Consider the following 21,919-nt stretch of genomic DNA (forward strand, 5'->3'; position numbering starts at 1 on the left):
GGGCCGGGCAGTCCGGCCGGGGCCGGGGCCCGGGCTGCGGCTTCTACTTCAGCGGCAGCTCGCCCTGCGCGCGCACGGCCGCCACCTTTTTGGCCGCCTTCTTCTGCGCGTCGAGCACATGCTTGCCCAGGGCATGGCGCAGCCGGTCGTTGATCACCAGCTGCTCGTAGGGAACGCTGTGCTTGTCGAGCTGCAGCTGGGAGGCCAGCACGCGGAAGTGGGCCGTCCGGGTGAAGGAGGCCCAAAGGCCCTCGCGCTTCTCGCTGGCGGCGCGCGAATACTGCTTGAACCCTTCCTCGCCGGCGAGCTCGTACTCGCGGCGCTGGGCCTCGGACTCCTGGTGCTCCGCGTCGCGCGGGGTCTTGGCCGGCTTGGCCCGTGCCGGGGCGGGAGCAGCGGCCGGAGCCGGGGCTGGCGCTGGGGTGGAAATGGCCGGCACGACGGTGGCATCTTCCAGCTCGGCCGTGGGCACCGTCCACCCTTCCTCCAGCGCCTTCATCAGCAGCCGTCCTGGGTAGCGGATCTTCTTGCCGCCGGCGGTGGCCATGCGATGCCGGACGAAGTCGATGGCGCCCTGCAGCCGCTCGGGCGTGTACTTGTCCGAGTTGGCCGTGATCGCCTGGATGTCGACCGCGCCGATGCCGAACTCGCCGCGCAAGGTGTCGTAGATGGTCTTGCGGGCCTCGGTCTGGTGCATCACCTGCGCCACCATCGAGCCCTGCTGCTCCCTGAAGACGAAGCGGACGTGCGACACCTTCTTGGAACCCGGCACGTTCTTCGTTTCGTACTCGACGAACAGGTCGGAGAGCTCGTTGATCTGCGCCAGCGCCACCGCGAGTCCGAAGCGGCGGAACTGCTTGAACTCGTCCATGTACTTGGAGCTCTGCGCGCCCATCCAGGCACGCGCTTCCTCCAGCGTCAGCCAGTCGGTGGGCGAGCCGCGGTAGGCGACGGACTTGAGCTTCTCGTACAGGCTGTGGGCGAAGGCGGAAGTGAAGGCCGAGGTGGTGCGCAGAGACAGCAGCGTGTAGCCGCGCGGGTCCTTGTGCAGCTTGCGGATGGCCGGGTCGAACTTGAAGTAGATGCGGCCGTTGGCCACGCCCACCATACCCACCAGCGGGATCGAGACGAAATCCGCGTTGGCGCCGTGATGGCCTTCGGGCCGCTCGCGGGTCACGACGATGCTGGTCTTCTGCGCCTCGCGCAGCGCCTCCTTGAGGTGCTTGTGGTTGCGGCTGGCGTAGTTGATGAGGAACTTGAAGAGATCGATGTCGCAGTCGAACTCCAGCTGATCCACGGGTGCGCTGCACGCCAGGTAGTGCATCACGTTGAGGCCGCGGCGCGTCAGCACGCCGACCTCAGAGATGTCCACGAAGACGTTGTTCTTCGGAAACGCGATGTCGCTCTCGGCATCAGCAATGGTCGCGGTGCGTCCCTTGCGGCCGATGGTCTCTTCGAAAAGAAGCAGGGCGTACTGTTCGCCACCGACCGCCCCAACGGGCTTGATTTCGGCCATGGTCTTCGGTCAGCTGTTGAACGAAGCCGGCAGGCTAGTGGCAAGGTGCGAGCCGGTCAACCGCGTTTATCACTTTGCCTGTGGCCTGCATGCCACTCACCGCGCACCGGGTGAGGAGACACGCCACGAGTTCACCCGGCATCGGATCGCTGGCGTGTGCCGGCAACCAGCACAAAATCTCGCACCTTGATGTGGATAACTACCTAAACGCCTTGACCTGCGGGCACTTGGAGGGCGCAGCACAAAAGTTCACCCCTTGCACAGAAGTTCGCACCGTGGCCCACAGAAGTTCGCACCTTGCCTTGCACAGAAGTTCGCGCTTTGCCCGGTTATCCACCACAAAAACTCGCACCTTGCGTCTGTTCCCGCACAGAAGTTCGCACTTTGCTTCTCATAACTCGTTGATATATATAAGCTTTTTGACCGCCGAAATGCTTGCTGGCTTATTAAAAGGCTTGCTGCAGCATCAACACCTGAGCTTTGCCGAACACGGCGTTCACCGACGGCGTGGGGACCATGACAAGCAGCCCAGCATTTCGCACAAGCGCGCTGACAAGATGGCGCGGTTCAGGTACTGCCTACTTTCAAGGTGCGACCTTTTGTGCAAGCTCGCTGGAATGAACGGCGTGCATCAGGCACAAGGTGCGAACTTTTGTGCTCAGGCAGCCGGTGCGGCCTGGTGCAAGACACGGTTGACGGGCATTGGCGGCTACGGACAGCGAAGCAGACCAGCTTCCGCACAAAACCTCGCACCTTTACGTGCGTTGCCGGCACGCTGAGCAGCACAGAGGCGCGTGCATTGGCGCGGGCCCTGGTCTACCTGCCCGATTGCCATGGGACCCGCTCTTGGCCGGGAGCCCGTGCGCGCTGTCCTCTCGCACAAAAGCTCGCACTTTCGGTGTGGGCGAGGCTTGCACCGGCTTCGCACAAAAGTTCACTCTTTGGGTACCTGCGGAAGTCCTACCGCTTCCCAGCGGCGCGGCACTCCGCTTTTCGGCCTGAGCCCACGCTGGCCTCGTCGCCGCACAAAAGTTCGCGCTTTGGGTCCGTAGCCGCTTGCGCTGTCCCATGCGTCACAAAAGCTCGCACTTTGGGGCGACTCCAGCGCACGCTCCAGTCGGCAGCACAGAGGTTCGCACCTTGACCCCGCTCGGGGACGCCGCGTAGTTGCTGTGTCTGGCAGCCACCGAATCGCCCCTTTGGCATCGCCAGCCGTCCGGGGACACGGCCCATGGACGGGGCCGTGCCTGGCAATGGCAGCGGATCAATGGGGTGCCGGCTCCGTGGCGGCCGAGGTCACTTCCATGCCGGCATCGCGGAGCACCTGGAGCAGCTTCGCGTGCAAGGCAGCGCCGGCTCCGTCACCCGCCTTGTTCGGCTTGAGCCTCAGCACCACCTCGCCGCTGGTCATCAGCTTGACGCCTCCCTTGAGCGGGCCGTCGACCATGGCCAGCGCCAGGGTCTTCTGGCGGCGACCGGCGGCTTCACTCGACGCCGGTGCTTCGCCTGCCTCCAGGCCCTCCGCCAAGGCCTCGGGCGCCTTCCTGACGCGCGTGATCCGGTTGACCAGCTTCAGCGCCTCCTTGAGCCCCTGCCGCTTGAACACGAGCGCCACCTGGTACGCCGAGCCCCGGCCGACGTTGCCGTCGAACAGCAACTGCAGCAGCGACTCGGGCAACCGGCCGATGGCCATGTATTCGCTCACGCGGCTGCCACTGCTGAGCCCGAAGCGGCGCGCGAGCACTTCGCCCGGCGGCGGCTCCCTGCCCTCGGCCCGATGCCGGTCCAGGAACTGGCACAGGCGCACGGCGATGTCGTAGATGGTGATCTCGCTGCGGCGATGGTTCACCTCGCGCGCGAGCACCGCCTCGTCCTCTTCCGACTTGCCCGGTGCCACCACCTCGACGCTCATGGCCTGCTTGCCGAGCTCGCGCAGCAGCCTGCGCCGCGTGTGCCCTTCCCGCAGGGTGAGCTTGGTCTCGCCCGGCCGCGGCATGAGCACCTGCGCGTGCTGCAGCTGCCCGTTCTCGGCAAGCGAGGCCTTCATCTCCTGCAGCCGCTCGGCGTTGAGGAACACCCGGGGCTGCACCGGGCTGTCCTGCAGGTCGTCCAGCAGCACCTCAAGGCGCATCCCGACCTGGAGCGGCATGCCCGGCGTGAACCTGGGCAGCGCGGGAACGGCGTCGGCTGCAGCGCCGGAGGCAGCCGAGCCGACCAGTGCCGCGATCGGATGGCCCTGCAAAAGCGCCGCGTCCTGCGCGCCGCCGGCCGTGAGGGCTGCCTGCACGGTCTTGGCTTCGAGCCGCCTGGCCGCGTCGAACTTGTCGGCGTCCTGGCCGGCAGAAGCCCCTTGCTGGTTCTGGCCGATCTGCGCCATCAGCCGCTCTTGCAGGCTGCTGCGCTTGATGCCCGCGCCTACGGAGGGCGTCGGTGTCTTGTTTGCCATGGTCTGGGTCTCCAAGCGTCCTGCGTGCTCAGTGCCGCGCGGCCGTGGCCGTACCGGCCACACGGCCGGTGGCCGCCTTCTTTGCGGAGGGCTTCTTTCCAGGGGCTTTCCTGGGTCTGGGTTCCGCCTTCTCCGTGGCGGGCTGCTGCGACTCGCCGGCGGGCTCTCCCATGGGCTGCTGACCCATGAGCACAAGCAGCTCGTCGCGCACGTCCCGCATCGCCGACTTCGCGACCTTGTCCGTGAACGCCGTCACCGGCATGCCCGCCGGTGACGCCGTGGGGAACGAGGTGCGCTTGGGCATCACGGTCGCGAGCATCTCCAGGTGCGTGGCGCCGGGCAGCACGGTGCGCACCACCTTGTTGATGGCGAAGTCCTCGTTCACCGTGACCAGCAGCCGCACCAGCGGGGTACGGCCCAGTTCCTCGCAGGTGGCCCGCAGCTCGTCGGCGAACTCCTGTGTGGACTCCATGTCGTCGTAGGCCGGGCGCACCGGCACCACCACCACGTCCGCCGCGGCCATCGTGGCCTTGGTCGCGGGCGAGTGCTTGCTGGGCGGCCCGTCCACCACGATGTAGTCGTACTCGTCGTTGAGCATGCCCAGCACGTCCGACAGCGGCACCTGCATCTCGGAGATGCTCACCGCCTCGGCGGGAAATCCGTTGCGCGCACGACCAATGAATTTCCTTGCGTTGTTCTGCGGGTCTGCGTCCACCACGACGACGCTGGCGCCATGTTCGGCAAGCACCGACGCCAGGTGCACCGACGTCGTCGTCTTGCCGACCCCGCCCTTCTGGTTCAGGACACCGATGACGGTTGCCATGACATCGCTCTCAAAAAGTTATTGCGGGCGCAATTTTATGAACACCTTTTGTAGTTTCAAGAAGACCTGCGGCGAGTCTCGTCGAAGCCAGTGACAGTTGACGCCTGTGCACAACAGTGCTGCTGCAGCCCAGGTATCCAGGGCGCCCAGCGTGTGATGCCGGTGCCCGTGCTTGTACTCGGCTGCCCAGGCCGGCTTGGCACTGGCTTGTCGCGGCGTTGAGGGCCGCAGGCAGGTGGTCCGTCTGCTTTGGGAACATGACATCCGTCGTTTCCCAGCCGCGCAGGGCCGTGCCAGGCAGGTTGCGCATCCCGTTTCCCAGCCTGGGAAACGCCCTCCATTCCCGGCCAGCGTGGATTCCAGGCCTGGTGAGCATGGGCATCCACCCGTGCCGGACAGGCCGGATTTGCTGCGGGTGGGTCTGCTGTCCACCGTGCCGGCGTGGACGTTTCCCAGCCTGGGAAAACGGCTTCAGCGTTCCTGGACTGCGCTTGGTCAAAAGCCACCATCGGCGGATCAGGCGGTTTCCCAACTTGGGAAACGGGCCCATCGCCGACCTCCTGGGAAAGGAACGTTTCCATGGCGCGGTACGGACTCGCCTCGCCGCGCTCCTCTCGCCCGAGAACGAGGGCCGGTGGAAAGTCTGCGTCCGACCGGAGCGGCCGGTGAAGACCAGGACTCTCCTGCCTGGCCTTCCAGCTGTGTTTGCGGACGTCGCTATGGAGGCAGCCGCCGTGTCGTTCCGAAAAGCCCGCATTTCCGTCTTGAGCCCTGGGTCTCCTGGATCAACAAAGGAAAGCCGGTGTCCGTCCGGCAAGCCGAGGATCGGACCGCCTCACCTCCAAACCAGGCGAGCAGCTTCCACGCAGCACCGACGCCAGAAGCCGAGCTCGCAGGGGCCGCGTGAGTCTCGGCGGATAGCGTTTTCCCAGGCTGGGAAACGCGCTGCGAGCATGGATCTGGCTGTGCAAGACATGAGCTTGCACGTCGGAAAGGCGGTGTCAGGAAGAGCATGCAGACACCAGAGCAACAAAAGCTGGCCCACGGTGCCTGAGCTGCACGCGCAGGGCCGTGTCAGCTAAGGTGGTGAAACCCATTTCCCAGGCTGGGAAACACCCTCCGCTATCGGCCGATGTAACTTCCACGCTTGGTGGTTATGGACACCGGCCCGTACTGGCCAGGCCGGATTGCTGCCAGCAGGCCTGGTGTCCGCTGCAGCAGCGTGGAGGTTTCCCAGGCTGGGAAACCGGCTTCGGCGTTCCGGGACTGGGCCGGGTCGAAAGTCGCCGTCGGCGGACTGGACCATTTCCCAGCCTGGGAAAACGGGCTGCCGGCCTGTCGATACAAGCGGTACTCCGCCGGTCTGGAGCGTCGCCAGGCCAGCGCGCACCAGCGCCCGCTGGCCAGCTCAACCCGCGCGCACCCTTTTCCCGGGAGCAATCTTCGGTGGCGCGGCGTTGAGCGCGTCCATCGCGAAGCCCGCAGCCGACTTGTAGCGCGCCATGAAGGCCTCGCGCTCCGCGGCCGGGATCACGCGGTCGATGTCGTCGAACACGCCGCCGCAGCGCTCGTCCACCAGGCCCAGCAGACCGAATGGGCCGGCCTCGCGATTGCGCAGCACCAGCGCCGAGATGTCGGCGCACAGCTGGTCGTCGTAGCTGCGCAGCGCGGCGGGGCTGACACCGTGCTGCACGAAGGCTGCGCCGAGCACGCGCGCATCGACGATGGCCTGGCTGGCGCCGTTGGAGCCCACCGGGTACATCACGTGCGCCGCATCACCCAGCAGCGCCACGCGATGGTCCACCCAGCTGGGCACGGGGTCGCGGTCGATCATCGGGTATTCGAAGGCCTCGCTGGCGCCACGCAGCATCGCCGGCACGTCGATCCAGCCGTGGTTCCAGCCCTCGAAGTGGTGGACGAACTCCGCCACGTCGACACGCCGGTTCCAGTCGCCCTGCGTCCAGCCTCCGGCGTTGTCGACGGTGACCTCGGCGATCCAGTTGATGGTGGCCAGACCGGTGGCCGGATCGGGCTGGGAGATGGGGTAGAAGACCACGCGGTGGCGCAGGCTGCCCAGTCCCACGAAGGAGGCGCCGGTGCGGATGGGCACGCCGGGCGTGGTGCCGCGCCACATGATCGCCCCGCCCCAGTGGATGGGCGGCTGCTCGGGGTACATCTGCGCGCGCACGGCCGAGTGCAGCCCGTCGGCGGCCACCAGCAGCGTCCCGGTAGCTTCCTGCCGGGCGCCGTCCCGGGTTTCGATGAGCGCCGTGACGCCATCGTCGTGGTTGCGGTAGCCGACCACCCGGTGTCCCGGGCGCACGGCATCCGGCCCCAGGCGCTCCAGCACTGTGCGGTAGAGCAGCATTTGCAGTTGCCCTCGGTGCACCGCGTATTGCGGCCAGCGGTAGCCGGCGAGCAGCCCGCGCGGCTCGGCGTAGATGTCCCGGCCGTTGCGGCCCACCAGGGCCCACTCGCGGGCCTGAACACCAATGGTGTCGAGCACCGGTTCGTTCAACCCCAGGTCGTACAGCTCGCGCACGGCGTTGGGCTGCAGGTTGATGCCCACGCCCAGTGGCCGCAGTTCGGCGACGGCCTCGTAGACCACGCAGGGCACGCCGATCTGGTGCAGCGTGAGGGCCAGCGTCAGGCCACCGATGCCGCCACCGGCAATCAACACGGGCCCCACGGAGGTATTGGTCAAGGTTTCAGACATGAGCGGATTGTCGACCGCGCCGATCCGGCCCGTCCGCGAAGCTGGTGCAACCGGCCACGGTGTCCAGCCAGCAGGCCCTGGCCCTGCCGATCGGCGCCCACCTGGATGGTCAGCGCCATGCCCCGATCCGCCTGCCCGGCGGGCCGTTGGCGGTTGCTAGGACGGCCGCGCTTGCGCGGCCAGGCGTGATGTCAAAGCAAGGAGGCGGCCTGGCGTTGGCCGCGCCTTTGCCTGCCAGCTGTTCGCGGTCGTGTGCGACTTCAACGGCCCGTGTCGGCAGTACCGGGTCTGAGTCCAAGAGCCAGCAGGCGATCCCCGGTGCCTACGTAGACCACGCCATCGGCGACGGCCGGTGAAGGGCTCAGCAGCCGCCCGGCCGGTGCGATCGGGCGGCTGTACAGCACGGCCCCGGTCTGGGCATCCAGCGCATACAGCCGGCCGTCGCCTGCGCCCAGGTACACCACGCCGTTGGCCACCGCGGGCGACGTGCGCACGCTGCCTACGGCGCGCTGCTGCCAGCGCACGGCCCCCGTCTTCGCATCGATGGCCGTGATGCCGTCGCTGTCGGAGCCCGCGTAGAGCACGCCACCGGCCAGCGCTGGCGTCGAATGGTTGTAGCGGCCCACGGGCGCCGACCACAGCTCGGCGCCCGTCATGCGGTTGAGCGCATGCACGCGGCCGTCGTGAACGCTGATGTAGACCACGTCGCCTTCCACGACCGGCGCGGTGTTGATGAGGTTGCCGGAGCCGACGAGGCGGGACCAGCGCTGGTGTCCGGTGTTTGCGTCGTAGGCCGCCATGCCACCGGCGGAGTTGGTCACGTAGACGATGCCGTCCCCTGCCGCCAGCGGACCGAAGGGCGAGGCGTAGAGGCAGCTTCCGTCCCCGAAGCGGATGCACACCCTGCGCCTCCACAGCAGCTTGCCGCTGGCCGCGTCGCGCGCGTCCAGGTTGGGCCCGCCGTTGGTGGTGGTGAACAGCTTGCCGTCCACGACAGTGGGCGTTGAAGGGGTGGCGCAGAAGGACTCCCCGACGCGCCAGCGTACGGCGCCGGTGCGGGGGTCGAAAGCCGCCATGCGGCCCAAAGCCGGCGCGTACACCCGGCCTTGCGCCACGGCCGGCGTCGCCCCGCACCCGTGGCTGTAGCCGATGGGCTGAGACCAGCGCCGCGCTCCAGTGGCGGCATCGAGTGCCAGCAGCCGACCTTGCTCGTAGTCCGAGGTAAGGATGTAGACCAAGCCATTGGCCACCACCGGAGAACCCTGCAGGGCCCCGTCGACGTACAGCCCGGTTGGCATGTCCCACAACAGCTGCAGCTGCGCCACGTTGTCCGGACCCAGCACGTTCTCGTGCGGCGTCTCGCCGTGGCGGAAGGGGCCGCGGTGGAACTGCGGCCAGTTGGTGCGCACGAGGAAAGGCACCGTGGCGCGCGTGCCGCTGCTGCGGCCCACCGCGGCCAGGGGCCGGCGCCCGGGCAGGGCGGAAGCGGGAATGGCAACCTCGTCCTGCGCGAACGTCCCGTCCGCATTGGCGCGCGCGGTGGCCAGGGCCACACCGTCGTAGCGCAGAACCACCTCTTCGAATGCCGCCATCCCGCTGCCGCTGACGCTCACCGTCGAGGCGGGCTCGCCGGTCTGGGGCTGCACACGGAGCGTGGCGCCGACGACCGCGGGTGCGGCAACGATCAGCGCCAGCAGGCTCAAGAGCTGGCATGCGGCCTTCACCCAGGTACCGCAGGTTCGAATCGCGCTCATGGCCTGGCTCCGTTGCCGCGCCGTGATCCGGCAGCGGTTTTCAGTCCCAGAACGGCCAGCCCGGCCAACAGCAGGACCACGGAGTCCGGTTCCGGAATGGGCGCCGTGGTCAGTTGCAGGTAGTCCAGGGCGCTGTCGGTCGGGAAGGGTCTGCCGGGCTGGCCCATGGACTGACCAAAGCCCAGGCGTATGCCGCCGGCATAGTCGGCCAGCGTATGGCCCAGGTCCGTGCTGATGAGGCGCGTGTGGCCGTCGTCGGCCAGGATGGAAGCGCGCACGTTGCCGTGTGGCGAGGCCTGCAGGACCATGCGGTACCAGGTGTTGGACTGGAAGTCGAAGTGCGTGTCCAGCCCATCGAGGTTGGGACTGCTCATGGACGTGAAGATGCGGTCGCGGCCGAAGCTGGGCGTGCTCAGACCCACGAAGTCGAAGCGCTGCAGGTCAGTGGCATCGATGAACCAGATTTCCAGCAACTCGTCGATGCCGGTGGTGGGCGACTGCCGCATGGTGTTGAAGCGTGCTTCCAGGCGCAGGCCCTGCGACACGTTGAAGACCTCGGTGGTGCTCCAGCCCTTGCGCTGCTCGTTGCCGATGAGATCGTTCAGGCGCAGGACGCTGGCACCGTCGAGCCTCTGCAGCGAAGCCTGGGAGGGACCCACGTAGGTGGCCGTCGCGCCCAGGGCTTGATAGCGCCACGGCGCGGTCGGCAAGGCAGCCTGGTACGCGTTGTTGCCCGGCAGGGCATCGAAGTCGTCCAGGAACAGCTGCGTGGCCGGCAACGCCGGCATGCACACGGACAGTGCCAGCAGCGCGGCGCAGATGCGGCGAGATGAGGGACAGAGCGTCATGGCAAGCCTCCGGAGATGCACGGTGGTGCCCGGGCCGCAAGGCGTGCTCGGTCTTGCCTGGCCATACGGCGCACCGGCGCAATGCATTGCACTTCTGATGGCGCGGGCGAAGGCGCATCGCCAGGTAAGCGTTGTGGCAGCCTGGTCCCTCGGCGCATCAATGGCAGCAGCCACCCGCCGGCGCGCCCGGTGGGCCACGTGTTTTTTGATGATGGGGCGCTGCCGACGTGGCCTTCGGCTGACGTTGCTTGCAGCGGGTGCTACCGTCCCTTGGCGAAAGCTTGGCAATTGAGCATCGCTGCGAACGACCCCTCGACGTGCCGCGGCATGTCACCAGGCGCCGGTTCGATTCGCGCAGGGCACGAGCTCTGCACAGGGCGCGCTCATCAACGAAGATCGTGCACGGCCCAGTCCTGGGCGCCGAGAACGCTTGGATGTCTGGAAAGGATGTGTTCCATGAACGGCTCGCATGAATCCACCCAGGCCCGGTGGCGTCCCCTGGGGCTGAGTCTGGCGGGGCTCATCGCGGCCTTGATCGGCACGTTGCCGGGACCTGCCCATGCCGCCGTCGCCGGCACGGTGGTCGCCTGGGGCGACAACACTTACGGACAGGCGACTGTGCCTGTGGGGCTGAGCGGCGTGACTGCCATCGCTGCCGGGACCGAGCATACGATGGCGCTCAAGCAAGACGGCACGCTGGTCGCCTGGGGCGGCAACGACTTTGGTCAAACCGTACCGCCCGGGCTGACGGACATCATGGCCGTCGCCACCAATAGATCTCACACGGTGGCGCTCAAGCGCGACGGCACGGTGGTGGGCTGGGGCGGCAACGTTTACGGCCAAGCGGACCCACCTGCCGGGCTGAGCGACGTCATGGCTGTCGCGGTCGGAGGCGCGCACACGGTAGCGCTCAAGCGCGACGGCACGGTGGTGGCATGGGGCTTCAATCGCTACGGGCAGTCGAACGTTCCTGCCGGGCTCAGCGGCGTCATGGCTGTCGCTGCCGGAGGCACACACACGGTGGCACTCAAGCGCGACGGCACGGTGGTGGCCTGGGGCAACAACTACTTCGGCCAGACGCAAGTACCGGCCGGGCTGCGCGACGTCGTGGCCATCGACGGGGGTCTCTACTACACGGTGGCGCTCAAGCGTGACGGTACGGTGGTCGCCTGGGGAGACAACCAGGCGGGCCAGACGGACGTTCCCGCCGGGCTGGGCGGTGTCCGTGCCATCGCGGCAGGGGACTACCACACGGTGGCGCTCAAGCGTGATGGCACGGTGGTCAGCTGGGGCTCTGGCGGCCAGGGTCAGACGAGCGTCCCCCAGCTGCTGCGCGACATCATGGCCATCGACGCCGGGGGTTACCACACCGTGGCGCTCAGGAGCAGCTACCGCTTCGGCGGCTTCCTTGGTCCGGTGAACGTGCTGCCCGTGGTCAACACGCTCAAGGCCGGCGCAGGCGTGCCGGTGAGGTTCAGCCTGGGTGGCAACCAGGGCCTGGGCATCTTCGCCAGCGGTTACCCGGTTTCGCGCACGGTGGCGTGTTCTCCGAACGCCCGCGCCGACGAGATCGAGCGGACGGTGAAGGCAGACGCCAGCAGCCTGCGCTTTGACGCCTCGACCAGCACCTACATCTACGTCTGGAAGACCGCCCCGGCCTGGAGCGGCCAGTGCCGCCGGCTGGTGCTGCGCTTTGCCGATGGCATCGAGCACACCGCCGTCTTCGAATTCCGGTAGACCGTTGCGGCCAGGGGCCGGGAAGAGGATTCTTCCAGCCCTTGGCGTGCTGCCAGAGTGCTGCGCCGCCCGGCGCAGTGTCCGGGGCAGGGCCTTGGCAAGTCATTGCCGTGCCTTGCCAAGCCGCCGAGGTGCCTCTGGCAGTCCCAATTGGCGTGCAAAAATTGGCCTGAGATTAGTGCCCTTATACGTTACAAAGATTGTCCTGGCTCCGGGTTTCGAGTTGGTTTCCCGGGCAAGGGGATGCCCGGCAAGCGGCCCCGCAGCCAGGCGCGCGCACGGGACCGGGGAGAGAGATGAGCAACATGAGCTATTGCCGCCCGCAGCCAGGCGCGCGCACGGGACCTCTGCAACGTGCCGTGTTGCAGATGTAATGCCGGCGCCTGCAAGACGTCATCAAGCCTGCCGGGTGTTGCGACACGCTGAGCCACGTTGCATGGAGGGCAGTTCGCATGCGAAACAAATCCGAGGTGCTGGAGCCGTTGGGCGTGCTCAATGATCTGGTGGCGGCGCTACCGGTGCTGATCGCGCAGGCCTATACGCAGGCTGGGCCGCCGCTGCGCGCGCAGTTGCTGGAATGCCTGCTGCAGCCCTTGGGGCCGCTGGCACTCGTGGCCGTGGCCTCCGGTGTTTTCGGCAGCTTCGCGCATCGGCAGGGTTGGCAACGGCTCAGCGTGCCTGCGGACGATGCGCTGGAGTTCAGCGCCGAGCAGATCCAGGAGCTGGCCGGCTTTGCCTTGGAGACCGATCCCGGCGTCCTGGTGCGGCTCGACAGCCTGCTGACCGATCGGCCACGGCCCGCACCGGCGCTCGATGCGATGGTGACCGATGGCCTGCCGCATTGAGCCGCAAGGCGCGCATCACGCACGGTGTCCCCGGACGGCGGATCACCAAGCACGGCACTGTGGTCTAAAGGAGGCCGCCATGCTGCTCAAAAGACACGTCGCATGGGCTCCGGTGGCTGCCACGGCGCTGGGATTGGCCCTGGTTTCCCTGGCCCTGGCCGCGCCAAGCCGCGAGTTGCTGCTCGCATTCGCCGGCGGCGCCCTGTTCGCCTGGCTGTTCATGCGCCTGGCGGCCCCCTCGGACTCGACACGCGGCGGTGAGAATCCGTGGGCGCATGACTGCGGCCCAGCCGATGCGCAGGCCGAGCGCGCGTGGCAGGACACCGTGCCGGGTCCGTATTCAGAGTGAAGCCGCTGCGGCGCTCAGTACAGCGATTCCACCGGCGCGGCGAACAGGTAGCCCGCGCCCCGCTCGGTCAGGATCAGTGCCGGCTCGGAAGGGTTGACCTCGATCTTGCGGCGCAGCCGCAGGATCTGGACGTCGATGGTGCGGTCGTACACCTCGGCGCTGTGCAGCCGGGACAGCTCCAGCAGCTGGTCCCGGCTCAGCACCCGCTGGGGCGATCCGCACAGTGCCACCAGCAGGCTGAACTCGTGGTTGCTGAGCTCGACCTTGCGGCCATCGGGGGCCGTCAGGCGGCGCGTGCGCAGGTTCAGCTCCCAGCCCGCGAAGCGGTAGGCGCGGCGCTGGTCCTCGCGCGCCGGCGCCTGGGCCTGCACGCGGTAGCGGCGCAGCACGGCGCGGATGCGCGCCAGCAGCTCGCGCGGACTGAAAGGCTTGGTGACGTAGTCGTCCGCACCCCATTCCAGCCCCATGACGCGGTCGGCTTCCTCGATCTTGCCGGTCAGCAGCACGATGGGCACCGGCGCGCGCTCGCGCAGCTGGCGCGCCAGCTGCATGCCGTCCTCGCCCGGCAGCCGCAGGTCGAGCACCACCAGGTCGATGGCCTCGCTGTCGAAGACGTCGAACATGGCGCGGCCGCTGGCGACGGCCGACACGCGCAGCTCGTTTTCTCCAAGATAGCCCTCCAGCAGCTCGCGCAGGGCAGGATCGTCGTCGACGACCAGGATGTGGGGCGGCTGGGCCAGGCCCGTGCTTGGAAGCTCTTGCTCTTGCATCGCATACCTCTGGCGGAGAAAGCTCGCATGGCCATGAATCTTTCTCTTGTCGAGCCGAGCCGGCATCCGTCGGCCGTGGCGCCATGAGTACGGGGCCCGACAGCGCGGCAATGTACGCCAGGCGTGCCGCGGTGCCGCCGCCGCGCTGGCGCGACGTCGCCCGCCAGCGCGGCATGCTGCTGACGCTGGCGGTGTCGCTGCTGATCGCAGCCTGGGTCGCGTTCGGCTTGGTGACGCTGCGCCAGCAGGGCCTGCGCAGCGAGCTGCGCACGCTCGATGCCCTGTCGGCGGCGCTGGCGGCCCAGGCCGACGGGACGCTGGCGGTCGCGGAGACCGCCCTGAGGGCCACGGCCGACGGCCTGGGCAGCGGCGCCCTGGTCCCCGGCAGCAGCCAGGCCCAGGACACGTTGCGCACCCGCGCCTCGGCGCTGCCCATGTTCCGCAAGCTGCTGGTGCTCGATGCCGCGGGGCGCGAGGTGGCCTCGTCCAGCGGCGAGCCCGATGCCTCGGCCAGCCATGCCGCGGCGCCGTACTTCCTGCTGGCCCGCGAGGCGGGCGATGCCGCCTTGCGCGTGGGGCTGCCCCAACGGCTCCCGGGCCTGCGCGAGCCCGTGATCCCGCTGTCCTGGCCCTGGCGCTCGGCGCAGGGCGCCTTCAACGGGCTGGTGGTCCTGCTGGCCGACGCGGAGTTCCTGGACGCCGGCTTCGCACGCAGCGCGCCCACGCCGGACACGGGGATGCAGATCTACCGCAGCGACGGCGGCGTGCTCTCCGACGGGCCGGGCGAGAACAGCGCCAGCCTGCTGGAACCGGCGCTGTCGCGTGCGCTGTGGGTCCGTGCCGACGAGGATGCCGGCGCGGGCATCGTCGACGAGGGCGGCGGGCGGCGGCGCCTGGTGGCGCCCAACCTGCTCAAGCGTGCGCCGCTGCTGCTGGTGGTCATGCGCGATGCGGACGCTGCGCTGGCGGAGTGGCGCAAGCAAGCGCGCCTGGCCGCCGCGTTCGTCACCTCCGCACTGCTGGTGACGCTGGCACTGAGCCTGCGCAACGCGCGCGAGCAGCAGTGGCGCCGTGCCAACGAGGCGGTGCTGGCGACCGAGCGGGAGCGCACGCTGCGTGCGTTCCAGGCGGCGCGCGAGGGCGTGTGGGAGTGGAACGCCGCCACCGGCGAGACCTACATGTCGCCGCGCATGAAGGAGCTGCTGGCGCTGGCGCCCGATGGGGCGCTGGTCCGCGGCGAGGCCCTGGCCGGCGTGGCCAGCGTCCATCCGGAGGACCGCGAGCCGCTGCGCAACGCGATCCGCGCCCATCTCGAAGGGCGCTCGCCCGCCTTCTCCTTCACCTTGCGGGTGGGGGCCGGCGATGGCACCTGGCGCCATGTGCGCTGCCGTGGGCAGGCCTTGGGTGAGGGCCGGGGCGCCCCGCAGCTGTTCGTCGGCACGGCCTACGACGTGAGCGCCGAAGTGGCCGCCGACCAGCAGGCGCAGCGCATGCAGGAGCAGCTGCAGCGCGCCAGCCGGCTCGAAGCCCTGGGCACGCTGGCCGGCGGCGTGGCCCATGACTTCAACAACATCCTGGCTGCGGTGCTGGGCTACGGCGAGCACGCGCGCGCGGCCCTGGCCGACGGCACGGCCGTGGCGCGCTACCTGGACCATGTGCTGCAGGCGGGCCGGCGCGGCAAGGCGCTGGTCGAGCGCGTGCTCTCCTTCGCCCGCGGCGGCGTGCGGATCCGGCAACCGTTTCGCGTCCAGCCCGTGATCGACGAGGTCCTGGCCCTGCTCGGCGCCTGCGTCCCGGCCAACGTGACGGTGTCGCACCGGCTCGACGCGCCGCAGGCCGTGGCGCTGGGCGATTCGACCGCGCTGTTCGAGGCGACGATGAACCTGTGCAACAACGCGCTGCAGGCCATGCCGCGCGGCGGCGAGCTGGCGGTGTCGCTGGCGGTGGAAGACGTGGAGGCGCCCCGCAACCTCTGGCAAGGGCGCCTGGCCCCGGGGGCCTGGCTGCACCTGGGCGTGGCCGACAGCGGCACGGGCATCGCCCCCGAGGCGATGCCGCACCTGTTCGAGCCCTTCTTCACCACCAAGGGCCCGCATCGCGGCACGGGCCTGGGCCTGGCCGTGGTGCATGGCGTGGTGAGCGACATGGGCGGCGCGATCGACGTGAACACTTGGCCCGGGAAGGGCTCCCGCTTCGACCTCTACCTGCCGCTGCACCAGGAGGCCAACGGCATGGCGGCCGTGGCGGACGGCCACATCCCGCGCGGTCGGGGCCAGGTCGTGATGGTGGTCGACGACGAGGCCGCGCTCATCGAGCTGGCCGAGGAGCAACTGGCGGAGCTGGGATACGACCCGCGCGGGTTCACGGACCCGCTGCAGGCGCTGCAGGCCTTCGAGGCCCATCCCGGCGAGTACGACCTGGTGATCACGGACCAGGTCATGCCGCAGCTCACCGGCACGGAGCTGGCTCGCAAGCTGCGCCAGCGGCGACCGGAGCTGCCGGTGCTGATCCTCAGCGGCTTCGGCGGGCCCGGTTTCGACGCGAGCGTCGAGGCCAGCGGGGTGGCGCTCGTCATACACAAGCCGCTGGAGCGCGCCGAGCTGGCACGCGCCATCGACCGGACGCTGCGGCGACCACCGGCCCTGCCGCTGCCGAGCACGGAGACCGTGGCCTGAAAGCGGCCCGCACACGCCTGCCGAAGTTTCAAGCGCCGTACGGTTTCGATTGCAAGTGAAATGGTGGGCCGGGGAGATGCAGCGACGCTGCAACGCCGGTCCCCGATCCTGGGCTCATCGCATTGCAGGAGATTTGCGATGAACCGGATGACACCCCACAGCCTGATGGCGGCTTCGCTGGTGATGCTGTTGGTCGGTGCAATCGCCGCAAACAGCAACGTGCTGCTGCCCCCCGTTCAGCACAGCGGCTCGGTCGAATACCTCAGCGGCGGCATCGGGCACGACGAGGCCCAGGCCCTGCAGAAGGAGGCGCGGCAGTGGCCGCTGGCGCTGGAGTTCGCCGTGAAGGCGGGCCCGAGTGCCGACTACGCCGCCAACGTCGCGGTGCAGATCCATGACGCCCAGGGGCACACCGCGCTGGAGACCACGGCCACCGGGCCCTTCCTGCTCGCTCGGCTGGCCCCGGGGGCCTACAAGATCGACGCCAGCCTGGGCGGCCGGACGCTGCACCGCGAGGTGCAGGTCCAGCCCAACCACCCGGCCAGCGTGCTGTTCCTTTGGCCGCCGAGCCCCGGCGGCGCTGACCTTTGAGGAGATCCGCCATGAAGGCATTTCAAACCGTACTGCTGGGCGCCGCCATGGCCGCGACCGCCGCCGCTGCGCTGGCCCAGACGTCCCCGTCCGGCGTCGTGGACCAGCGCGAGGACCACCAGGAGCAGCGCATCGGCCAGGGCATCGCCAACGGCGATGTCAGTGCCCGCGAGGCCTACCGGCTGGAGCGCCAGCAGGGCCGCATCGATGCGAACGAGGCGGCGGCGCGGGCCGACGGCTCGCTCAACTCTGCCGAGCGGGCCAGGCTCAACCGCATGCAGGACACGGCCAGCCGCGACATCTGGCAGCAGAAGCATGACCAGCCCACGGCCAGCACCCAGATGGCCCCCGCCGCGCCGCCCACGTCCGGCGCCCTCGTGGACCGCCGCGAGTCGATGCAGGACGCCCGGATTCGCCAGGGCATCGGCAGCGGCCAGATCGATGCCCGCGAGGCCTGGCGGCTGGAGCAGCAGCAGTCGCGCATCCAGGCCGCCGAGGCGCGCGCCGACGCGGACGGCCACGTCAGCCGCGCGGAACACGCCCGCCTGGAGCGCATGCAGGACCGTGCCAGCGCCGACATCTGGCACCAGAAGCACGATCGCCAGCGCGCTCGCTGAAGGCCACCGGCCACCGGGCCTTCAAGGCCCGGCCGGCTGCGGCAACGGCCCGCCGGTACCCGCCGGCGTGGCCTGCCGGCGCTCCTGCAGCCGGCGCCTCACGAGCTGGATGTGGCTGCGCAGGGCATACAGCTCGTCGGCATAAGCCAGGGGGATGTGCACCCGGCCCACGCGGGCCTCGATGTCCTCCAGGTCGCGCAGCAGCTCGTCCACGGGGCGGTCGCTGCTGGCGTCCTCGACCGCGCGCAACTGGGCGTACCAGCGAAAGACGCGCGAGCGGATGCGGAACTCATACAGCGGCGGCACGATCCGCGACAGCGGCAGCAGCACCGCGATGATCGCCACCAAGGCGATCCACATGCGATCGAACAGGTTGGCGAGCCAGAACGGCAGGTAGCGCTGCAGCCACGGCGGGCCGTCCTTGTAGAAACGCTGCGCCTCCGGCGCGATCGGGCGCTCGGTGTTGACGGGGTTGGGAAACTCGCCCTTGCGCTGGAACCAGCCCGCCTGCCCGTGCACCTGCTGAGCGGCCTGCACGAACAGCTGCATCAGCGCCGGGTGAAGGGAGCTGCGCGCCACCAGCGTGGCGGTCGGCGCGATGAGGTGGATGTCCTGCGGCGGCACGTCGGCGGCCAGGTCGGCCACCCCGCGCGGCAGCACCACGTGGCTCATGAACGGAAAGCGCCGTGCATACGCTTCGCTCTGCACGAGGTTGGCCAGCGCGATGCCCGGTGTGCGCAGCAGCATCTGCACCATCTGGGACTCGGGCGCCGATGCAATGACGATGGCATCGAGCCGGCCATCGAGCAGATCGACGACGGCCGGCGTGAGCGGCTGGCGCGACAGCGTGACCGAGCCGGGCTCCACCCGGTTGGCCTCCAGCAGGCGCTCCATCAACGGCGGCACGCCGCTGCCGGGCGCCCCGACGTTGAGCCTCCAGCCGGCGAGCTGTGCGAGGCTGGTCAGCCCTGGGGTGGCCGCCGGCGCCCTTGCAACGGCAGGGTCCGGGTTGATACGGCCCGCGGAGCCCGGTGAAGGGGTGCGCTGTCCGAGCAGGCGACGCGCCGAGTCCTGCCGGTAGAAGAGCCAGACCGGTTCGTAGAACACGCTGCCCAGGGACACCAGGTCGTCACCGGTGGTCGCCGTGCCGCCACCTTGCGCGAAGCCGATGTCCACGCCGGAGTCCGCGTCCTGCAGCAGCGCCGCGTTCTCCGCCGCACCCTGGGTCGCGCGCAGCTCGACCGTGATGCCGTGCTGCTTCAGGAGGGCCGCATAGCGGCGGCCGAACTCGGCGTAGGCGCCTTGCTCCACGCCCGTGGCCAGCGTGACGCGGCGCGGGGGCGTGGGCTGCAGGATCCAGTAAGCCAGGGCGAGCAGGAGCAGGCCCAGCAGCAGGAAAGGTCCCGCGGTGACGGCGAGGTCACGCAGCGACAGCAGCGTATTGCGCAGCATGGCAGGCATGGTTCGAACGGGGGGCGGGTGGGCGTGGCGCCAAGGGACGCCTCAACGCGGCGGACAGCCGGCCATTTTCCCCGGGAAACAACCGCTCCCCTGGACCGCCCCGAGGCAGGAAGACGCTGCCGGCCCAGGGCGCGCGTGAGGGCGGCGTGCCGCCGCGGCGACCGCGCGGCTCCCGGCGAGCCGATCGCTGGCCGTGCCGCCAGCCATTGGTTTAGCCGGCGGCTGCGGACCCCGGCCTAATATCTCGGCGGCCCGATCCGTTGTCCTTCGACCGCAGCAGGTGTCCCATGCGCGTCCTGATCGTCGATGACCATCCCCTGTACCGAGAAGGTCTCAAGGCGCTGCTGTCGGGGCTCGATCCCGACGTGGAGACGGTGGATGCGGCGGACGTCGCGGAGGCCGAAGGCCTGGCCGGCGCAGCGCCCGGCTTCGACCTGATCCTGCTGGACATGAACCTGCCCGGCCTCAGCCGGCTGGCCGCCTTGCAGCGGATGAAGGCCGCCTTCGAGGCCGCCTGCCTGGTGGTCGTCTCGGCCGAGGAGGATCCTGCGCTGATCCTGCAGGCCATCGATGCCGGCGCGGCCGGCTACATCCCCAAGAACACCGACGTGGCGGTGACGATCCGCGCCCTGCAGCTGGTGCTGGCCCACGGCATCTTCGTGCCCGCCCACGCCCTGCGCAGCATGGGAGGCCCTTGCGGGTCACCGGCGCCCGCGCCGGAGCGCTTGCCCGAATTCAGCGAGCGCCAGCGCGCCGTGCTGCGGGGGCTGCTCCAGGGCAAGCCCAACAAGGTCATCGCGCGCGAGCTGGACGTGGCGGAGGGCACGGTCAAGGCCCATCTCTGGGCCGTGTACCAGTTGCTGGGCGTGTCCACGCGCACGCAGGCCATGTGCCGCGTGCACGAGCTCGGCCTGCTGGACCAGCTGCTGCCGCGCTGACACGGCCTCACGCGCCATGGACACCGTTGCCCCGCTGACCGGTCCCTCGGAACTCGTCGAGCGCGAGCTGCTCGACCTGTTCGCGCGGCGCAGCTGGCGCGTGCCCCTGGCCGTGATGTTCGCCGCCGTGCTGATCGCGACGCTGGCCTGGGGCAAGGCGCCGCACGGCCTGACGCTGGGCTGGGTGCTGGCCGTGGCGCTGACGCTGGCGCTGCGCGCCGCGGTGCTCTGGCGGCTGCCGCACCTGGAGCGCTGGTCGCTCAAGCTGCGCCTGCGCCTCGTGATGCTCATGTACGGTCTCAGCGGCGTGGCCTACGCCGGGTCCTTCGCCCTGTGGCCCTACCTGGGCGACCTGGAGCGCGCGGTGCAGTCCATGTTCGTCCTGGCCGTGTGCGCCGGCGGGGTGGTGGCCCAGGTGGGCTACCTGCCGGTGTTCACGGCCTACCTGCTGCCGCTGTTCCTGACCATGGGCGTGTACTGGGTCGAGATCCTGGCCACGCCGGGCAAGCCGTGGTGGCGCGGCGCTGCGGGCGTGATGGCCCTGCTGCTGAGCACCTACGGCGTGCTGATGCTGGCGCTGGCGCGTGACACCTACCGCCTGTACCTGCAGAACTTCGACACCCGGCGCGAGCTCAGCGTGGCGCTGGAGCGCGCGGAGGCGGCCAACCGCGCCAAGACCCGCTTCCTGGCCTCGGCCAGCCACGACCTGCGCCAGCCCATGCACACCCTCACGCTGTTCAGCGCGGCGCTGAGCATGCGGCCGCTGGACGAGCGCACGCGCCTCATCGCGCAGCAGATGAACACCGCGCTGCAGGCCCTGGGCACGCAGCTCGATGCGCTGCTCGACGTTTCCAAGCTCGATGCCGGCGTGGTCGCGGTCAAGCCCGTGGCCTTCCCGCTGGCGCAGCTGCTGCGTCGTGTGGCCGACGAGCTGGAGCCGCTGGCACGCCGCAAGGGCCTGCAGCTCGTGGTGGGCGCGCTGCCGGCGGAGGACGGCTTCACCGATCCGGTGCTGCTGGAGCGCGTGCTGCGCAACCTGCTCGACAACGCCCTCAAGTACACCGTGCAGGGCAGCGTGCGCCTGGATCTGCGCTCCACCGCCACCGGGCTGGTGCTGGCCATCGCGGACACGGGGCCCGGCATCCCGCCGGACGAGCGCGAGCGCGTGTTCGAGGAGTTCTACCAGCTCGGCAACGCGGAGCGCGACCACCGCCAGGGGTTGGGACTGGGGCTGTCGATCGTCAGGCGCCTGGCCGGCTTGCTGCAGCTCGACCTGGCGATGCGCTCCGAGCTGGGCCAGGGCACGGAATTCACGCTGCACATTCCCAGGGCGAGCGAGGCCCCGGCCTCAGCGGCGCGCGCAACGGCCGCCGAGGCCGAGGCCCCCGCGGTGCGCGGGCTGCACGTGCTGGTGGTGGACGACGAGGACAGCGTGCGCCAGGGCATGCGCACGCTGCTGGAAGGCATGGGTTGCCAAGTCAGCATCGCGACCGGCACCGCGGCGCTCGCCGAGGACTTGGCGGCTGGCCGCCCGGACATCGTGCTGGCCGACTTCCGGCTGCGCGGTGACGACGATGGCATTGCCGCCGTGCGCTGCGCGCGGCAACGGTGGCCGGGTGTAGCGGCCTTGCTCATCAGCGGCGACACCGCGCCCGCCCGCCTGCGCGAAGCGGACGCCGCCGGCTTGCGGCTGCTGCACAAGCCGGTGGCCGTCGATCAGCTCATGCGCGCCATCGTGGAAGAGGTGACCCGCGACACCGATGCCGCGCCGGCGCACGTGAGCGCGGCATGAGCAGGCCGCTTGAATATGTTTTTCTGAAAATGAATCGACGA

Annotated in this window: 16 protein-coding genes; 8 read left to right on the forward strand and 8 right to left on the reverse strand. The window is 69.4% G+C overall.

Annotated elements, in window-relative coordinates; all coding sequences use genetic code 11:
* Positions 1-43 precede the first annotated feature (43 nt).
* From H537_RS0106135 to H537_RS0106160, 6 genes are all read right to left on the reverse strand, one after another.
* Entirely contained in the window at positions 44-1,516 is a 1,473-nt protein-coding gene (locus tag H537_RS0106135) for a replication initiation protein (protein ID WP_028997186.1), read from the reverse strand.
* Positions 1,517-2,780: 1,264 nt separating this feature from the next.
* Entirely contained in the window at positions 2,781-3,962 is a 1,182-nt protein-coding gene (locus H537_RS0106140) for a ParB/RepB/Spo0J family partition protein (protein WP_028997187.1), read from the reverse strand.
* A 28-nt stretch (positions 3,963-3,990) separates the two neighbouring features.
* Positions 3,991-4,785, reverse strand: coding sequence for a ParA family protein (locus tag H537_RS48945; RefSeq protein WP_051242019.1), 795 nt, complete (start codon positions 4,783-4,785; stop codon positions 3,991-3,993).
* Between the two features lie 1,408 nt (positions 4,786-6,193).
* The gene (locus tag H537_RS0106150; protein ID WP_043458302.1) at positions 6,194-7,501 is read right to left on the reverse strand and encodes a flavin-dependent oxidoreductase; all 1,308 of its coding nucleotides are present in this window, start codon (positions 7,499-7,501) and stop codon (positions 6,194-6,196) included.
* A 260-nt stretch (positions 7,502-7,761) separates the two neighbouring features.
* The gene (locus H537_RS0106155) at positions 7,762-9,255 is read right to left on the reverse strand and encodes an outer membrane protein assembly factor BamB family protein (protein ID WP_084150478.1); all 1,494 of its coding nucleotides are present in this window, start codon (positions 9,253-9,255) and stop codon (positions 7,762-7,764) included.
* Positions 9,252-10,103: a PEP-CTERM domain protein gene (locus tag H537_RS0106160; RefSeq protein WP_028997190.1), complete on the reverse strand. Its 852-nt coding sequence runs from the start codon at positions 10,101-10,103 to the stop codon at positions 9,252-9,254. Before H537_RS0106160 ends, H537_RS0106155 begins: the two co-directional genes overlap by 4 nt.
* Positions 10,104-10,559: 456 nt before the next feature.
* Between H537_RS0106160 and H537_RS41535 the strand changes: the two genes are divergently transcribed.
* From H537_RS41535 to H537_RS0106175, 3 genes are all read left to right on the forward strand, one after another.
* On the forward strand, positions 10,560-11,840 hold the full coding sequence (locus H537_RS41535) for a PxKF domain-containing protein (protein WP_051242021.1): 1,281 nt from the start codon (positions 10,560-10,562) through the stop codon (positions 11,838-11,840).
* Between the two features lie 488 nt (positions 11,841-12,328).
* Positions 12,329-12,685 (forward strand): hypothetical protein, encoded by a 357-nt coding sequence (locus tag H537_RS0106170; protein WP_156901460.1) that lies wholly within the window; start codon positions 12,329-12,331, stop codon positions 12,683-12,685.
* A 79-nt stretch (positions 12,686-12,764) separates the two neighbouring features.
* Positions 12,765-13,034, forward strand: coding sequence for a hypothetical protein (locus tag H537_RS0106175; protein WP_028997192.1), 270 nt, complete (start codon positions 12,765-12,767; stop codon positions 13,032-13,034).
* A gap of 14 nt (positions 13,035-13,048) precedes the next feature.
* Here the strand turns inward: H537_RS0106175 and H537_RS0106180 are convergent, their stop codons facing one another.
* Positions 13,049-13,804 (reverse strand): response regulator, encoded by a 756-nt coding sequence (locus tag H537_RS0106180; protein WP_051242023.1) that lies wholly within the window; start codon positions 13,802-13,804, stop codon positions 13,049-13,051.
* A 110-nt stretch (positions 13,805-13,914) separates the two neighbouring features.
* Here H537_RS0106180 and H537_RS48950 point away from each other — a divergent pair, with 110 nt between their 5' ends.
* The 3 genes from H537_RS48950 (at position 13,915) to H537_RS0106200 (ending at position 17,687) form a co-directional block, all read left to right on the forward strand.
* Positions 13,915-16,479 (forward strand): ATP-binding protein, encoded by a 2,565-nt coding sequence (locus tag H537_RS48950; protein WP_051242025.1) that lies wholly within the window; start codon positions 13,915-13,917, stop codon positions 16,477-16,479.
* 138 nt (positions 16,480-16,617) lie between these two features.
* Complete coding sequence (locus H537_RS0106195; RefSeq protein ID WP_028997194.1) at positions 16,618-17,070, forward strand: peptidase associated/transthyretin-like domain-containing protein; 453 nt, start codon at positions 16,618-16,620, stop codon at positions 17,068-17,070.
* Between the two features lie 11 nt (positions 17,071-17,081).
* A complete protein-coding gene (locus H537_RS0106200) occupies positions 17,082-17,687 on the forward strand; it encodes a hypothetical protein (protein ID WP_028997195.1) in 606 nt (201 codons plus the stop codon).
* Between the two features lie 21 nt (positions 17,688-17,708).
* Here the strand turns inward: H537_RS0106200 and H537_RS0106205 are convergent, their stop codons facing one another.
* Positions 17,709-19,139 carry a TAXI family TRAP transporter solute-binding subunit gene (locus H537_RS0106205; protein ID WP_310733011.1) on the reverse strand — a complete coding sequence of 477 codons (1,431 nt, stop codon included), beginning with the start codon at positions 19,137-19,139 and terminating at the stop codon, positions 17,709-17,711.
* A gap of 296 nt (positions 19,140-19,435) precedes the next feature.
* On the opposite strand from H537_RS0106205, the gene H537_RS0106210 reads away from it, so the two are divergent.
* Positions 19,436-20,086 carry a response regulator gene (locus H537_RS0106210; RefSeq protein WP_028997197.1) on the forward strand — a complete coding sequence of 217 codons (651 nt, stop codon included), beginning with the start codon at positions 19,436-19,438 and terminating at the stop codon, positions 20,084-20,086.
* Between the two features lie 16 nt (positions 20,087-20,102).
* Complete coding sequence (locus H537_RS48955) at positions 20,103-21,878, forward strand: hybrid sensor histidine kinase/response regulator (RefSeq protein WP_051242029.1); 1,776 nt, start codon at positions 20,103-20,105, stop codon at positions 21,876-21,878.
* Positions 21,879-21,919 lie beyond the last annotated feature (41 nt).

The organism is Azohydromonas australica DSM 1124, from assembly GCF_000430725.1.
GTDB lineage: Bacteria > Pseudomonadota > Gammaproteobacteria > Burkholderiales > Burkholderiaceae_C > Azohydromonas > Azohydromonas australica.

What these genes read in the sequence shown, in the direction of transcription:
- H537_RS0106210 (WP_028997197.1), top strand. Translation starts at nt 19,436, where the DNA reads ATGCGCGTCCTGATCGTCGATGACCATCCCCTGTACCGAGAAGGTCTC.
- H537_RS0106140 (WP_028997187.1), bottom strand. Translation starts at nt 3,962, where the DNA reads ATGGCAAACAAGACACCGACGCCCTCCGTAGGCGCGGGCATCAAGCGC.
- H537_RS48945 (WP_051242019.1), bottom strand. Translation starts at nt 4,785, where the DNA reads ATGGCAACCGTCATCGGTGTCCTGAACCAGAAGGGCGGGGTCGGCAAG.
- H537_RS48955 (WP_051242029.1), top strand. Translation starts at nt 20,103, where the DNA reads ATGGACACCGTTGCCCCGCTGACCGGTCCCTCGGAACTCGTCGAGCGC.
- H537_RS0106155 (WP_084150478.1), bottom strand. Translation starts at nt 9,255, where the DNA reads ATGAGCGCGATTCGAACCTGCGGTACCTGGGTGAAGGCCGCATGCCAG.
- H537_RS0106195 (WP_028997194.1), top strand. Translation starts at nt 16,618, where the DNA reads ATGAACCGGATGACACCCCACAGCCTGATGGCGGCTTCGCTGGTGATG.
- H537_RS0106135 (WP_028997186.1), bottom strand. Translation starts at nt 1,516, where the DNA reads ATGGCCGAAATCAAGCCCGTTGGGGCGGTCGGTGGCGAACAGTACGCC.
- H537_RS41535 (WP_051242021.1), top strand. Translation starts at nt 10,560, where the DNA reads ATGAACGGCTCGCATGAATCCACCCAGGCCCGGTGGCGTCCCCTGGGG.
- H537_RS48950 (WP_051242025.1), top strand. Translation starts at nt 13,915, where the DNA reads ATGTACGCCAGGCGTGCCGCGGTGCCGCCGCCGCGCTGGCGCGACGTC.
- H537_RS0106160 (WP_028997190.1), bottom strand. Translation starts at nt 10,103, where the DNA reads ATGACGCTCTGTCCCTCATCTCGCCGCATCTGCGCCGCGCTGCTGGCA.
- H537_RS0106180 (WP_051242023.1), bottom strand. Translation starts at nt 13,804, where the DNA reads ATGCAAGAGCAAGAGCTTCCAAGCACGGGCCTGGCCCAGCCGCCCCAC.
- H537_RS0106205 (WP_310733011.1), bottom strand. Translation starts at nt 19,139, where the DNA reads ATGCTGCGCAATACGCTGCTGTCGCTGCGTGACCTCGCCGTCACCGCG.
- H537_RS0106150 (WP_043458302.1), bottom strand. Translation starts at nt 7,501, where the DNA reads ATGTCTGAAACCTTGACCAATACCTCCGTGGGGCCCGTGTTGATTGCC.
- H537_RS0106175 (WP_028997192.1), top strand. Translation starts at nt 12,765, where the DNA reads ATGCTGCTCAAAAGACACGTCGCATGGGCTCCGGTGGCTGCCACGGCG.
- H537_RS0106200 (WP_028997195.1), top strand. Translation starts at nt 17,082, where the DNA reads ATGAAGGCATTTCAAACCGTACTGCTGGGCGCCGCCATGGCCGCGACC.